The organism is Ruegeria sp. P10 (assembly GCF_056534925.1).
Map to the genome: position 1 here is coordinate 518,541 of NZ_JBQERJ010000002.1, position 13,694 is coordinate 532,234.

The window sequence follows — 13,694 nt, forward strand, 5'->3', positions numbered from 1 at the left end:
ATGGTCTCCAGACTGCTGATCATAGATGACGACCCCAGAATCACGTCGGCTCTTGTCCGGGGCCTGTCGCTGCACGGCTACTCAGCCGAGGCTGAAAACCGCGCCGACCAAGGGTTGGAGCGGTTGAAAAGCGGTGTATTCTCGGGCGCGATTGTCGATGTCATGCTGGGAACCGACAGTGGTATCGAACTGGTCCGGGCCGCGCGTCTTGCCGGGGTCGGAATCCCGATATTGATGTTGTCTGCCCTTTCCGATGTCGATCATCGTGCCGCCGGGCTTGAAGCCGGGGCCGATGATTACGTCATTAAGCCGTTCAGCTTTGATGAGCTTGTCGCCCGGTTGCAGGTACAGGAACAACGCGTGCTGTCTCAGCGCCCGGACCCCGCGCGCCTGTCGTCGCGGGACAGAACACTTTCGATCCGCGAGACACGCATTGCGCTCACCGAACGTGAATTCGAACTGCTCACACTGCTCAACAGCAAGGCCGGATCGCCAATATCCCGAGGAGAACTGTTTGACACGCTCTGGTCACAGGACGGGTCCAGTAACGAAAACGTGGTGGACGTCTACATCGGATATCTGAGAAAGAAATTGGGGTCGGATGATTTTGGATTTGAAATCAAAACCATACGCAATCAAGGCTTCTGCCTTCAGGGAACTGCTCCACTGTCAGATGACGCCTGAGTACCGACCAAAGTCTAAATCCTTCTTATGAATTAAGAGTCGCACGGGCGCATGAGACCTGCCACATTGCTCGCAAGCACATTCTAGGAGGAGGACCCTGATATGGCTTGGAACAGACCTGTTATTCGCGAAATCGAATGCGGCATGGAAATCAACATGTACGGCCCCGATCACGACGATGAGCGCGGTGGCGGCCTGATTTGATCAGCTGCAAGCGCCAACATTAAATGACGTTGCGCGCAATAATACTTGGGGCCGCTGCTGGCGGCGGCCTTCCGCAATGGAATTGCGGATGTGAAAACTGCAATCTGGCCCGAAGCGGACATATCCCGGCGCAGACGCAATCATCACTCGCGGTCTCACCCGATGGCCAGAACTGGGCCATCCTGAACGCGTCTCCGGATATTCGAACGCAGATCGGCAATACGCCTGTCCTGTATCCGTCCGGGTTGCGAGAGGTGCCGATTCAATCGGTGCTGGTGACAAATGGTGACATCGACCATGTGGCCGGCTTGCTGACGCTGCGCGAGATGCAGTCATTCACGCTGTTTGCAACCCAGAGCATTCAGGACGTCATCGCGCAGAACCCGATTTTCGACGCCTTGAACGCCTCGGTCGTGACTCGCGCGCCTATCTCGTTGAATCAGACGTTCGATCTGGTTCCCGGCTTGCAGGCAACATTGTTTCCGGTGCCCGGCAAAGTGCCTCTGTATCTGGAAGGGGAACATGTCGAAACCGAATTGGTTGGCGAACAAACCGTCGGAGTGGCGCTGAGCGCGCAGGGGAAGACGGCATATTACATACCGGGCTGTGCCGCATTGACGCCCGAGCTGCGCGCCCGACTTGACGAGGCCGATCTTTTGTTTTTCGACGGCACGCTTTGGCACGACACGGAAATGGTGCAGGCCGGGTTGGGTCAGAAAACGGGCAAGCGCATGGGCCATATGTCGATGGACGGCCCCGATGGATCGATCGCTGGTTTCGCCGATATGAAAATCGGCCGGAAAGTGTTCATCCACATGAACAACACCAATCCGGTTCTGCGCCCCGACAGCGCCGAGAACGCCCGGGCAAGGGCGAAAGGCTGGACGATAGGCCAGGATGGCATGGAGATAACGCTATGACCCAAAGCCACAAAGAGTTCGAGGCCCGACTTCGTCAGATCGGAGCCGAGCGTTACCACGACCTTCATCCGTTTCATCATCGCCTGCACGGTGGTCAATGCACGCCTGACGAAGTGCGGGCTTGGGTGATCAACCGCTACTATTATCAGCATTCCATCCCCATGAAGGACGCCGCCTTCATGTCGCGTGTAGAAGATCCTGCGCTGCGCCGAGCCTGGCGGTCGCGGATCGAAGATCATGACGGCACGGAAGACAACGAAGGTGGTATCCGGCGCTGGTTGCGACTGGCCGAAGCCGTCGGTCTGGATCCGGACTATGTCGCCTCATGCGACGGCGTATTGCCTGCCACCAGATTTGCGGTGGACGCTTACGTGCGATACGTCCGCGAAAAGTCGTTGCTGGAAGCGGTTGCGGCCTCACTCACTGAATTGTTTGCTCCCAAGATTCATGCCAACAGGATCGAAGGCCTGCTTCGGCATTACGATTTTGCGGATGACAGCTCGCTTGCCTATTTCCGCAACCGCCTGAAAGAAGCCCCCAAGGATGTGGCCTTTGGTCTGGCATGGGTATTGGATCATGCCGACACCGCTGAAAAACAGGACGCGGCAGCCAAGGCACTGATATTCAAAACCGATGTCCTCTGGTCGCAGCTGGATGCCCTGTGGGGTGCCTATGTCGAACCTGCCCGAATTCCTCCGGGGGCATGGAAGCCGGACGCCGGTTTACGGATGCGGCAGGCGTCGTAATGTTGGCGCAGGAGGTCCCCTTGCTACCGCGTGGTGTCCGCATCCATTTCGATTCCGTGCGAGACCAATGGGTTCTGCTGGCACCTGAACGGGCCGTGACGTTGGATCAGATCGGACATGCGATTCTGAGCGAAGTTGACGGCCAACGCAGCTTTGGTCAGATCACCGCGAGACTGTCCAGGAAATACAACGCCCCGGAAGAACAGATTGTCGAAGACAGCTCGGGGTTTCTGGATGCCCTTCGGGCCCGTCGCTTTCTGGATGTCATCTGATGCAGGTAAAACCCCCTCCCCCCATTGCCATGCTGGCCGAGCTGACGCACAGATGTCCGTTGTCCTGCCCTTATTGCTCCAACCCAGTCGAAATGGCCAAACTCGACAATGAGATGGATAGCGAAACCTGGGCACGTGTTTTCAGAGAAGCGGCGGCACTTGGTGTCTTGCAATTGCATCTTTCCGGTGGCGAACCCGCATCCCGCCGCGATCTGGTTGCGCTGGTCAATGCCGCGCGTGAGGCCGGGTTGTACACCAACCTGATCACGTCGGCGATCGGCCTGTCCGAGCGACGCCTGTATGAGCTGGACGAAGTCGGCCTGGACCATATCCAGCTTTCTCTTCAGGGCACCGACGCCGTGATGGCGGATAAGGTAGGCGGCTATCGCGGCGGGTTTGACCGCAAGATGAAAACGGTCGAATGGATCAAGAAGATCGGGTTTCCGCTGACCCTGAACTTCGTGCTGCACCGTCACAATGCCTACCAACTGCCGCGGGCGCTGGAACTGGCACAGGAGATGGGTGCCCGGCGGATCGAAGTTGCAACAGTGCAGTTCCACGGCTGGGCCTTGCGGAACAGGGATGCGTTGATGCCGACGCGGGAACAGGCGCAACAGGTGACGCGACAGGTGGCCGAGGCCAGGAAAGACCTCAAGGGGCAACTGGTCATCGATTATGTTCCAGCAGACTATCACGACGACTACCCCAAGCGATGCATGGGCGGTTGGGGGACAACCGGGCTGAACGTGGCGCCAGACGGTCAGGTTCTGCCCTGCCATGCGGCACAGTCCATCCCGCATCTGACATTTGACCGGGTACAGGACAAACCGCTTGCGGATATCTGGTTCCATGGCAGCGCGTTCAATGCCTATCGCGGAACGGATTGGATGTCGGACCCGTGCAAAACCTGCGAACGCAAAACCATTGATTTTGGTGGCTGCCGCTGTCAGGCCATGGCCGTTATCGGAGACGCAAGCGCCACTGATCCGGTTTGCATCAAATCACCCCACCATCAGACCCTGCAAAACCAGGCAAACGAACATGCCGCCAAATCGGATGCACCCTTCACATATCGTACCGCACCCGGTGCGGCGAGAGAGCCTGCGGAATGACCCTAACCAAGAACCGCACCGCTGGGCCCGGGTACCAGGGTCAGGATCCGGTCGGAAAGCCGCCGTGCTTCGGGTTTGGAATGCGTCACGAACAGGGTCGCCGGGCGATGCCGCGTGATGAGGTCCTCGGTCAGAGTCAGCATCGTCTCGGCCGTTTCGGTATCCAGTGATACAAAAGGCTCGTCCATAATCAGAAATTCAGGCTGCCCGGCAAAGGCGCGCGCCAGAGAAAGCCGGCGCTGCTGACCCAATGACAATTGACCGGGAAACAAATCCCCCTTTCCGTCCAGGCCGACGTCTGACAGCGCGGCGTCAATGTCAGCCTGCGACAGGTCACCATGGATCAGGGCGAGATTATCGAAAGCCGAACGCCATGGCAGCAAAGTGGGTTCCTGAAACACAATGGCAAGCCGATCCGGCCGCACGATCTGGCCTTCGAAATCCGGGTCAATGCCTGCCACCAATCGCAGCAGCGTCGTCTTTCCGATGCCCGATGGTCCGGTCAGCGCGACCGTTTCCCCAGCGGCGATGTCAAATGCAATGGGGCCCAGAACGGCGTGGTGTTCAAAGCGCTTCCTTTGGATGTCAATTCTGATCATGCAGTTCTCCACCGTCGAGCATTGCGCTCCAAAGGTTGAAGAACCAGCCATTCGACAACCAGCATGACAGCAATGAACGAAAACGCGTAGACCAGCACCATTGCCACATCGAACAGCTGAAAATACAAATGGATCTGAAACCCGACACCGGATGAGCGCCCAAGAAACTCGACCACGAGGACGATTTTCCAGATCAGAGAAAGCCCGGACCGTGCGGCAGCTGCGATAAACGGGGCAAGCTGCGGCAGGATCACATGGCGCTGTCGCCTTTGCCACGGCATCCGGTAGACCCGTGCCAACGCATCCAGATCCGGGCTTAGCGCCCGGCCGCCCTCTCGGAGGATCGTTGCGACATTGGGGATTTTGTTCAGCGTAACCGCCGTGATCGCCGCAGCCTCGGTTAGCCCGATCCAGAGATAGCACAGCACGATCAGAACCAACGCGGGCAGGTTCAGGAAGACAACCAGCCATGGATCAAGCCAGCGGTTCAGCGCATCCGATCGCCCCATGGCCAGGCCAATGATCGTTCCCAATGTCATCGCCAGCACGAAGGCCCAGATCACGCGGGACAGGGTCGCGCCAAGGCTGCGCAGCAACTCTCCTGACGCAAGCTCTTGATGAAATCTGGGGACCAGGTCCCAGGGTTGCGGCAGTATCTGAGGGTCTGCGGTCAGCGACGCCGCAACAATCCACAAGGCCACAAGGCCTGCGATAGACAAAAGCGGCGTGAGGCGCGCATTTTGCATCTGATCCTATTCCACGTCAGCAAAAAGACCCTGCGGCACAGTCGTCGCAGCGCCCACCAGTTCAGCCCCGCCCAATTCGGTCATAAGTTCCAGCATCCTGTTGGCCGCGACCGCATCTACCGGCCGGCGATCGGGAATACCGGCGATCCAATCGAGCTTGAGTTGTTCAAATTGTGCATCGGACTTGACGTTCATGCGCGGTCTGATCGCCTCCCATGCCTCGGGCGAATTGGCCAGCAGGTCCTTGGCGTCGCGGCTGGCGGCAAACAGGCTTTGCGCAAGGTCGGGGTGTTCGTTCAGAAAACTCTCTTTCAGGTAATAGCCCAGCAAAGGCGTATTGGTGTCGAGCCCCAAGGCCTGCCCGGCATCCTCAACCGAGATCAGCTCTTTCATGCCGGACGCTTTCATCTTGGCCAGGAAATGCCAGAAATTGATCGCCCCGGCATAATCGCCGTTCAAAGCAGATTTGAAGATCAGAGGCGGCGCACCGAACACCTGTTCGGTGTCGGCTTTCAAGTCCATCCCGTATTCCTTTGCTGCATAGGCGCGCAGGATCAGCCAGGATTTATCCAGCGGTCCACCCGCGATGCCGATCTTGCCGCCCGCCAAGTCCTTCAAACTGGTTGCCGGGCTGTCAGCGGGCACAACCACCCCGCCCACGGCTTTGGAATAAGGGATGAACACATAGTCCTTGCCGGCAGCCCTTTGACGCGCAACCCAAATCCAGTCGGCAACCGCCAAATCAGCCTCATCCCCCTCGACCGCGATACGCGTTGCGCCATTGTCGGCAAACGGTTGAACATCAAGGACAAAGCCATGTTTCCGATCCAGACCGTTCCGGCGAATGGTCTCAAGCTCCCAATTCACCGTTCCGATCTTGAGTACGGCCGCGCGAATGGTCGGCAGGGTCTCGGCGGCCAAAGCCCCCGAACTGAGTGCAAATGCAAGGCACACGGCAAGAAGTTTGAACATGACCCGATCCCGTTTAATCGCTATTCCGCCTTTCGGCTGATTTCATTCAAGTCTTTGTCCAGCTTGATGTCGAACTGGTTGCCGCCCTTGCAGATGACATCGTCCAGATCGTAACCATCATCTTCAACCTCGATGTCATCCGGGTCCATCTGACACTCGACAGAGACAAGATAGGCCTCGATCTTTGCCACCGTTTCGGCGTCAATGTCGTCGGCGAAAGCCGGGGCCGCCAGAAGCCCGACGGTTATCAACATTCCAAATCTTTTCATGACGTTATCTCTCCGTTACTGAATACTCACCGTAATGCGTTGCGTGTCACCGGTGGAACCGGGGATGCGAATTTCATGACTGCCGGGTTTGATCGCGATAAACGACAATTCGGCGACGCCGGCCTTGTCAAACTCGATGCTGTCCACCGCCATAGGACGGATCTCGATCTTGTTGATCACGATCTCATTCATCCAGATCGCGCGAAAGAAAGACGGCCCCTCGATGGCCAATTCCGCCGAACCGTCAGCGGTGATCTCAAGCTTGTAATACGCGCCGGATTGCAGAACCACGTCCTCACCCAACGGTTGCCCCGAAGCAAGCGTCAGCTTGATGGTTTCCCCGCGGTTGCATTTCGCCAGAAGCCCGGCAAATCCCAGATCATCGCAAAGAGGTGCCGCCGATATCGGCCCACCGAGCGCCGCGACCATTGCCGCGATCATAAGTTTCTTCATTCCTGTCCCTCCCAGAACTTCAGTCAATGGTCACCACACCCCAGGGCTGTTGCCCGACCTGCACCGATTTGATCGCCTTTTCAGAGGCGACATCGATGATGGTGATGTCGTTTGAATTGCCATTCGTGGTCAGCAGATATTTTTCGTCCGGTGTGAAGTCCAACTGCCAGACCCGCTGCCCCACCAAGATATAGTCCAGCACTTCAAGACTTTGCGCGTCAACGACTGCAACCCGGTTTGCGGGCCCCAAAGCAACGAACAGGCGTTTGCCATCCGATGTCACCTTAGCACCGACAGGCTGCAACCATTCCGGCTGCACGCCCGCTACTTCGAAGCTGATCTTGCCGACAACCGTCGGTGTTCCGTCTTCTGCAATATCCATGACCGTGACGGTTCCGCCGATTTCCGATGTCACGAACAGGCGCTTTCCATCCGCTGTATACTGGGCATAGCGCGGGCGCTGGTCGACCAGGACATTATGCTTGATGGAATAATCCTCGGTGGAAATGAAATGCGCCATGTTGGTGGTCTCGGACGTGTTGACCACGAACTTGGCATCGGGGCTGATCCCCATGCCCTCGGGCTCGACGCCGACCGGAACCTCGGCCAGAATGGTGCGGGTTTCAGTGTCGGTGACCGTCACCAGATTGTCGTCCTCATTGGCGATATAGAGCCGCTTGCCCGAGGGTTCGAGAATGAAAAGTTCGGGGTCCGGACCAGAGGGCAAACTGGGAAGTTCTTCATAGGTCTCTGTATCAAATACCCGGATGATATTGTCATCCGAGGCACAGACATACAGCGTGCCGCCATCCGGACTGACGGTGATCCCGCGCGGTCGGTTGCCGCCTGGAAATTCGGTGATCACCTCCCAGGTTTCGGTATCAACCACGGTAATCGTATTGCCCCGCTCGTTCGAGACAAAAGCCTTGCCCGCAAACACGGGACCTGCGGTCAGCGCAGCACAGGCAACAGTCAACAAAAGTCGTTTCATCAATACCTCCGGTTACTCAAATGCGCGACAGCTGGATTCCGCCCGATCCAATCCCATCGTATCGAGCGGTGAGACCTGGTGCAGAAACCCCTCTTGCGGACTGACGCTGACAGTGATCGACCCGTCATACAGAAGGATCGGCTGACGCAACTGCCCGTTCCATTCGCGGAATGTCACTTTCTGTCCTTTGAATGCGGCAAGCTCAAACTCGTCCGACAGAGCATAATCCCGAACACCTTCGGGCTCTGCCGTACTGGCGCGGGTCACGGCCTCGCCGATCACGCGCAGTGCAAGCCAGGTGTTGTAGTCTTCGGGGCGGACATAACGGCCTGTCAGATCCTCGAAACGGGTCTGGAACTGGGTCGCGCCCCATGCCTCATGCGCGCCGTGAAACGTCGTCGGACGCAAGCCGCCTGACCCCATCACCGGGCGCGGAGTCCAAAGGTGATAGGACAGATAGCGCGCGAAATAATCAGTTTCGTCTGCGGCAATCACAACGTCATGGTCTCGCGCATCCTGCGTGTCCAATGGCAATTGGCGCTGAACAAGGACGTGACCGGAATCCGTTCTACGAGACCCACCGGTATCCGCAAAGGTTCGATCTTCTGCAATCTTCGCGCCGAACTTTTTGGCTGCGCGGCGATACGCGTCTGCAAGCTGGACATCCTCGGGGTTGGATCCCGCCAACAGGAACCAGTCGCCCCATTTCTTCCAGACGGCAAACTGTGCAACCGCATCGGCCTTCATGGCGCGGGACGGGGCGATATGAAGCAGGTTGCCCCGGCAGTTTGCGTCGCGAAGATCGACATCAGGTGCAGACACGTTGAAAACAAGCGCCCCGGACTCTGCCGCCTTGTCTGTCAGGCGCAACATGTCAGGCGCTTTGGCCAAAAGGACGATCAGGCGCACGCCTCCGGCAAGGATCTGGTCCATTGCGGCATCAGCTTCTTCCGGCGGAACGGCCATCGTGATGGTCTCGTAGGTATGTCCCAGAAATCCGCCCGTGGTTCCGTTATCCTCATCCCCAAGCGCGGCGCCGGCAAACCCCAGGTCGTCCGGTTTCAGATCATATCGCGAGATCGGCAGAAGCGACGGATAGTCGATCCGCAGCACCGCAGCCTTCACATCCAGCGCCGCGGCGGTCATCGCGGATGCACACCAAAGAAGCGCCGCAAGCAGCGGCAGCAGGCGAGTATTCAAGATGTCCTCCCGTTGCCTGAAAGTCAGAGTTCAGATTGAAACACCCGGAGCATAGCGCCCCGAAAAACGGAACCGATACTTTTGGCCGTGTTGTAAAACAAAGCCTATCAGCTTCATCATTGAGCTCGATTCTTATTTTATAAGAATGCGCGTATATGGTTGATCTTGCTGCGGTTTCCCGCGACACCCGCCGATTTTTCAGGGGATGTGACGGGTGACTGGCGAGGTGCGCCCGGCCGTCAGGTCTGACAGAAGAAACGCCGCGAGCGCGCAGCGTCTGCCAACGCTCTGCGCATTCAGGGAGGACATGGAATGCATCGACGATTTCTTCTTGCCGCAACCGCCGCTCTGCTGGTTCCGGGTCTGGTTTGGGCCCACGGGCCGACCCGGCAGAAAGTCACGCTGACTGCCGAGGTCGCAGCCTCACCAGAGGAAGTCTGGGCCGTTGTCGGGAACTTTGATGACATGTCGTGGCATCCGGCTGTGTTTGCGACCGAAGGAAACGGCGGCAACGAGGTCGATGCGACCCGATTGCTGACACTTGGCCAGGAAGGCGGTCCGACGATCAATGAAATTCTGTACAAGTACAGCGCGGAAAAAATGAGCTACTCCTACCGGATCACCGAGGTCGCGGTAGAGGTGCTGCCTGTCACCAACTATTCGTCGCATCTGACGGTAAAACCGCGCGACGGAGGTGGTTCGATCATCGAATGGCGCGGTGCCTTCTATCGCGGGTATCCAAACAACGATCCTCCGGCCGAGTTGAATGACGAAGCCGCCATTGCCGCCGTGACCGGCGTCTATCAGGCGGGTCTCGACGCGTTGATCGAGCGGTTCGGTGCGGCAAGTTAGCCAACTGCTGATGTTGTTTTTGGCGCTCTCTGGCAGCCCGACACTGGCACAGACAGCATTCATCACCTGTCAGAACGGTGAGGAACTAAGCCGGATGGATCTTGCGCGGATGCAGGAAACGGCCCGCTGGCCCCTTCCTGGCAAGCCTGCGGGTGTGGCGGTTGGTCTGGATGAGACGCTGTTCACCGTGTCCCCGGACAGCAAGATGGTCAGGCGTTTGTCTGCCGAGACCGGTGAAACGATCGCACAAGTTACGCTTGAAGGGGGGCCGATTGGAATCGCACTGGATCAGGATCGCGGGCGGGTTTTCGTCTCGGACTGGTACAACGCCCGACTGTGGGTGCTGGACAGTGAAACTCTGAAAGTTCAATCCGAGTTGCCCACTGGAGCCGCCCCGGCGGGTATTGCGATGTCGAAAGACGGGCGTTTTCTGGCGTCGGCCGACAAGGGCGCGGACCAGGTGTCGGTTTTCGATGCCGACACTCTTCAGCCTCTGCACCGCAGCCCGGTTGGATCACGCCCCTTCGGGCTGCGTTTTGACCCGGATGGGCGTCTGTTCGTCGGCAATGTCGGCAACAATGATGTCAGCGTGGTCGATGCGGAAACTGGCGCCGTTCTCGCAACGGTCCCGGTCGGGGAACGCCCTTACAGCATCGCCTTCGCCCACGGTCGGGCGTTCGTCACGAACCAATATGCCAATACGCTCAGCGTCATATCTCTGGAGACGCTCGAACATGAGGGCGTGGTTGATGTTGGGGAATACCCCGAAGGCATTGATGCGACGGCGGGCGAAGATCTTCTGGTCATCGCAAACTGGTTCGACAACACCGTCAGCATCGTGGACCCGCAGGCACTGTCGGTGGTAGAAACTATGGAAACCTGTGATGGTCCCCGTGCCTTTGGCAGGTTCCTGCAAGGAGGACGACCATGAAAGTTTCTCATCTGATTACAGTCCTGTTCTGTGTGCTGGCGGCTCCGGTTTGGGCATCCAACGAGGCATGGGAAAATGTCCGAGCGATGTTGTATGGCGACCGACTGATGCAAAACGGAGATGCGTTCATCGCGATTGATGCCCCCTATCGCACGCCCGATGATGCGCGGGCTCAACTGGCGGCTCAGGTTGCGGCCCCTCGGGGAACGAAAGTGGCCAAGGTGACGTTGGTGCTGGACGAAAACCCGATGCCGGTTTCTGCCGTGTTCGAGTTGGAAGAACCATTGCCGGGTTTCTACTTCGACGTGACCATGCGCGTGAACGGCCCGACCCCGATGCATGTCATCGCCGAAACCACGGATGGCCGCCTTTGGGTATCGGAAACTTTCGTCAAAACCTCGGGCCTTGGCGCTTGCGCGGCACCTCCCGGAACTGATCCGGAACTGGCGTTGGCAAACCTTGGAACGATGGAGGCCGAACTGGTGGGCCGCGTCCCTGCGTTGAACACGCGGGCACGATTGTCCAGCCTGGGGGCGAACCGGGCCAACAAGATGGATCTGAACATTGATCACCCGTCGCATTCCGGAATGCAGATGGATCAGATTTCCCTGCTGTTCATCCCGATGCGATATGTAGAGACCGTGGATATCGATCTTGATGGCGCGGGGTATGTCCAGATGACGGGGTCGATTTCACTGTCCGAAAACCCAAGGGTCGGCATTTCCGTTCCAAGCAGGGCGCAAGCGGTTGACGTGACCATGACGGATACGGACGGCACGGTCAGTCACTTACACAAAAAACTGGCGGGTTTTTAGATCAGCCGCCTCCGGCAACGGGCTGGCCCGGGGCTGGCTTTACCCGTTCCAGCGGATAGCCCCACAAGGCCCAGCCGTCGGTACCTTCCGGGAACCAATAGACTTTGGTGTATCCCCATTCGATTGCGCGTCGGGCGGCATTCCAGCTCATCCAGCAATCTTCTAGACAAAAGAACACGAGACCGTGGTTGATATCGCCATCGGTGCTGGCCTCTAGACCGGTACGAAAATAGTCTGTCGTAACATCGGCAATTGCGCCGTAGCCGACATTGGGCAACCACAGTGATCCCGGAATGCTGTCGCGCGGCTTGTCGCGCCAGATCGTGCCTTCAGGCAGATTGGCCGGTTTGGGCGGCTGCGGCAAAACGTCGATGAACGCGACGCTTTGTTCCTGCCATAGGCCGTACGCCTCTTCCGGGCCGATGACCGTCCCGCCGGTTATCTGATCCGGCACCGGCGCGCGGTAGTGGTCCATGCGATAATCACCTGGTTCGGGAACTGTCTGCGCTATTGCGGCAGTCGAGATCAACGCAATTGCCACCGATGCGCGCATCATTGCGACAGGTCCAGAACCTCGGTCCCCAGATCATTCACCAAGGGAACACCGGCCTCGGCCAATAACGAATTGATCTCGCCCTGGTTACGCCGGATCAGGGAATTCAGCTGTCTTTGCCATACCTTCTCACCCTGCCGCACGCCCATGGTGATGCGATAGAACAGGCGCGGTGGCAGCTCTTCCTTGACCAGCGGGATCACCTTGAAATCAGGATAGTCTGCCTTGACCAGTGGTCCGCCCAGCGGACCCCAAAGAATGGCCGCATCAATCTCACCTGTTTGCAGGTCATCCAGCATGTCGATGGCCGGGCTTTCCACACGTCGGTCAACGAAGAGGTTATAAGGCTTGGCTTGCCCGATCAGCCCGTTCCGCGCCATATGAGCCGCGGGTGGTGTACCCGCCACGATCCCGATCCGTTTCCCTTTGAGCAGGGGAGCGTTCAGCCTGTTCACCTGGGCCAGATCACTGTCCATCGGCACGATCAGCGCATAGGCGGACGTGTAGTAGTGGTTGGTGTTCTGCACCAGCTCATGACCTTGCGCATAACCGATCACCACATCGCAACGTTTGGCGGCCAGCGTGTTCCGTATGAAGCCCGTCGCCTGCGGAAACCAGACATATTGCACGGGCAATTCCAGCTTTGCGGCAATCAATTCGGCCAGTTTGTTTTCAAATCCCGATCCATCCTCGGATGACATGGGATAGTTGGCTGGATCCGCACAGACGCGAAAAGCCGTTCTTGAAACCAGGTCAGACGTCTGCGCCGACACGGGCACTGCCTGACAAAGCCAGACGCAAAGTCCGAAAATCGGCAGGCAGGCCTTAGCCCATACACGCATCTTCATCCTCGCGGATCACGTCGGATTTCGCCTCTTTCTTCGGCGGGCGGCCACGCGGGATCGCGCCCGATCCATGAGCCTTCAAGTATACATAGATGTCATTCAGAAAGCACATCACATTCGGGTTGTCGCCAAATCCCGGCATTACCGAGTTTTCAGCGGCGTTCACCACTTGGCGGCCATTGGTGACGACATCAACGAAGTCGTAATAATCCATTTCCAACGCAGACTCTTTCAGAGCCGGCGCATAGGTCGAGCCCTCGCCATCCGGGCCGTGACAGACATGGCATTCCGCGTGATAGCGCCGGAAGCCCGAAAATGTCATCCAGTCCACGGTTCCATCCTCGGCCACGTTGAATGTCGGGATATCGTCTTCGGTGTAATACCGTCCATCTTCGGAATACGCGACTGCCAGATTGTCAGCGATCGCGGCAACAGGAAGGCACAATGCAAGAATTGAAGCCAGAAGACGTACAGAATGGTTCATGGAACGCTCGTTTCTTTTCAAGTGAATACCGGCGCGGCCCGATTGA

General features: G+C 58.0%; 19 protein-coding genes. 9 read left to right on the plus strand and 10 right to left on the minus strand.

The window, feature by feature from the left end; translation table 11 throughout:
* The 6 genes from ACR0FB_RS05575 to pqqE all read left to right on the plus strand — a co-directional run bounded on the left by ACR0FB_RS05575 (position 1) and on the right by pqqE (position 3,938).
* Positions 1 to 684, plus strand: a complete 684-nt coding sequence (locus tag ACR0FB_RS05575) for a response regulator transcription factor (RefSeq protein WP_171637164.1) — start codon at positions 1 to 3, stop codon at positions 682 to 684.
* 102 nt (positions 685 to 786) lie between these two features.
* On the plus strand, positions 787 to 888 hold the full coding sequence (gene pqqA / locus ACR0FB_RS05580) for a pyrroloquinoline quinone precursor peptide PqqA (RefSeq protein ID WP_117873022.1): 102 nt from the start codon (positions 787 to 789) through the stop codon (positions 886 to 888).
* A gap of 23 nt (positions 889 to 911) precedes the next feature.
* Positions 912 to 1,808, plus strand: a complete 897-nt coding sequence (gene pqqB, locus ACR0FB_RS05585; RefSeq protein WP_480620423.1) for a pyrroloquinoline quinone biosynthesis protein PqqB — start codon at positions 912 to 914, stop codon at positions 1,806 to 1,808.
* Positions 1,805 to 2,554 carry a pyrroloquinoline-quinone synthase PqqC gene (gene pqqC / locus ACR0FB_RS05590; protein ID WP_480620425.1) on the plus strand — a complete coding sequence of 250 codons (750 nt, stop codon included), beginning with the start codon at positions 1,805 to 1,807 and terminating at the stop codon, positions 2,552 to 2,554. Before pqqB ends, pqqC begins: the two co-directional genes overlap by 4 nt.
* Entirely contained in the window at positions 2,554 to 2,826 is a 273-nt protein-coding gene (pqqD, locus tag ACR0FB_RS05595; protein WP_480620463.1) for a pyrroloquinoline quinone biosynthesis peptide chaperone PqqD, read from the plus strand. The genes pqqC and pqqD overlap by 1 nt, the downstream gene beginning before the upstream one ends.
* Positions 2,826 to 3,938 carry a pyrroloquinoline quinone biosynthesis protein PqqE gene (pqqE, locus tag ACR0FB_RS05600; protein WP_480620427.1) on the plus strand — a complete coding sequence of 371 codons (1,113 nt, stop codon included), beginning with the start codon at positions 2,826 to 2,828 and terminating at the stop codon, positions 3,936 to 3,938. The genes pqqD and pqqE overlap by 1 nt, the downstream gene beginning before the upstream one ends.
* A 2-nt stretch (positions 3,939 to 3,940) precedes the next feature.
* On the opposite strand, the gene ACR0FB_RS05605 is transcribed toward pqqE, so the two are convergent.
* From ACR0FB_RS05605 to ACR0FB_RS05635, 7 genes are read right to left on the minus strand one after another with little or no spacing between them, the layout of a single operon-like run.
* Positions 3,941 to 4,537 carry an ABC transporter ATP-binding protein gene (locus ACR0FB_RS05605; RefSeq protein WP_209835399.1) on the minus strand — a complete coding sequence of 199 codons (597 nt, stop codon included), beginning with the start codon at positions 4,535 to 4,537 and terminating at the stop codon, positions 3,941 to 3,943.
* Positions 4,534 to 5,283 (minus strand): ABC transporter permease, encoded by a 750-nt coding sequence (locus ACR0FB_RS05610; protein ID WP_480620429.1) that lies wholly within the window; start codon positions 5,281 to 5,283, stop codon positions 4,534 to 4,536. Before ACR0FB_RS05610 ends, ACR0FB_RS05605 begins: the two co-directional genes overlap by 4 nt.
* Before the next feature lie 6 nt (positions 5,284 to 5,289).
* Positions 5,290 to 6,255 (minus strand): ABC transporter substrate-binding protein, encoded by a 966-nt coding sequence (locus ACR0FB_RS05615; protein WP_480620431.1) that lies wholly within the window; start codon positions 6,253 to 6,255, stop codon positions 5,290 to 5,292.
* 20 nt (positions 6,256 to 6,275) lie between these two features.
* Positions 6,276 to 6,524, minus strand: coding sequence for a PepSY domain-containing protein (locus ACR0FB_RS05620; RefSeq protein ID WP_171637177.1), 249 nt, complete (start codon positions 6,522 to 6,524; stop codon positions 6,276 to 6,278).
* A 15-nt stretch (positions 6,525 to 6,539) separates the two neighbouring features.
* Positions 6,540 to 6,977 carry a cupredoxin domain-containing protein gene (locus ACR0FB_RS05625; protein WP_171170174.1) on the minus strand — a complete coding sequence of 146 codons (438 nt, stop codon included), beginning with the start codon at positions 6,975 to 6,977 and terminating at the stop codon, positions 6,540 to 6,542.
* Positions 6,978 to 6,996: 19 nt separating this feature from the next.
* Complete coding sequence (locus ACR0FB_RS05630; RefSeq protein WP_171205913.1) at positions 6,997 to 7,968, minus strand: YVTN family beta-propeller repeat protein; 972 nt, start codon at positions 7,966 to 7,968, stop codon at positions 6,997 to 6,999.
* A gap of 12 nt (positions 7,969 to 7,980) precedes the next feature.
* The gene (locus ACR0FB_RS05635) at positions 7,981 to 9,114 is read right to left on the minus strand and encodes an ABC transporter substrate-binding protein (RefSeq protein ID WP_480620464.1); all 1,134 of its coding nucleotides are present in this window, start codon (positions 9,112 to 9,114) and stop codon (positions 7,981 to 7,983) included.
* Between the two features lie 366 nt (positions 9,115 to 9,480).
* Here ACR0FB_RS05635 and ACR0FB_RS05640 point away from each other — a divergent pair, with 366 nt between their 5' ends.
* From ACR0FB_RS05640 to ACR0FB_RS05650, 3 genes are read left to right on the plus strand one after another with little or no spacing between them, the layout of a single operon-like run.
* Positions 9,481 to 10,020 (plus strand): SRPBCC family protein, encoded by a 540-nt coding sequence (locus ACR0FB_RS05640; RefSeq protein WP_171637179.1) that lies wholly within the window; start codon positions 9,481 to 9,483, stop codon positions 10,018 to 10,020.
* Entirely contained in the window at positions 10,007 to 10,951 is a 945-nt protein-coding gene (locus ACR0FB_RS05645; RefSeq protein ID WP_480620433.1) for a YncE family protein, read from the plus strand. The genes ACR0FB_RS05640 and ACR0FB_RS05645 overlap by 14 nt, the downstream gene beginning before the upstream one ends.
* A complete protein-coding gene (locus ACR0FB_RS05650) occupies positions 10,948 to 11,766 on the plus strand; it encodes a quinoprotein dehydrogenase-associated SoxYZ-like carrier (protein WP_480620435.1) in 819 nt (272 codons plus the stop codon). The genes ACR0FB_RS05645 and ACR0FB_RS05650 overlap by 4 nt, the downstream gene beginning before the upstream one ends.
* 1 nt (position 11,767) lies before the next feature.
* On the opposite strand, the gene ACR0FB_RS05655 is transcribed toward ACR0FB_RS05650, so the two are convergent.
* The 3 genes from ACR0FB_RS05655 to ACR0FB_RS05665 are packed head-to-tail and all read right to left on the minus strand — an operon-like array spanning position 11,768 to position 13,648.
* Positions 11,768 to 12,322: a PQQ-dependent catabolism-associated CXXCW motif protein gene (locus tag ACR0FB_RS05655; protein ID WP_171637181.1), complete on the minus strand. Its 555-nt coding sequence runs from the start codon at positions 12,320 to 12,322 to the stop codon at positions 11,768 to 11,770.
* Entirely contained in the window at positions 12,319 to 13,161 is an 843-nt protein-coding gene (locus ACR0FB_RS05660) for a substrate-binding domain-containing protein (RefSeq protein ID WP_371807747.1), read from the minus strand. Before ACR0FB_RS05660 ends, ACR0FB_RS05655 begins: the two co-directional genes overlap by 4 nt.
* Positions 13,145 to 13,648, minus strand: a complete 504-nt coding sequence (locus ACR0FB_RS05665; RefSeq protein WP_480620437.1) for a c-type cytochrome, methanol metabolism-related — start codon at positions 13,646 to 13,648, stop codon at positions 13,145 to 13,147. Before ACR0FB_RS05665 ends, ACR0FB_RS05660 begins: the two co-directional genes overlap by 17 nt.
* Between the last annotated feature and the right edge of the window lie 46 nt (positions 13,649 to 13,694).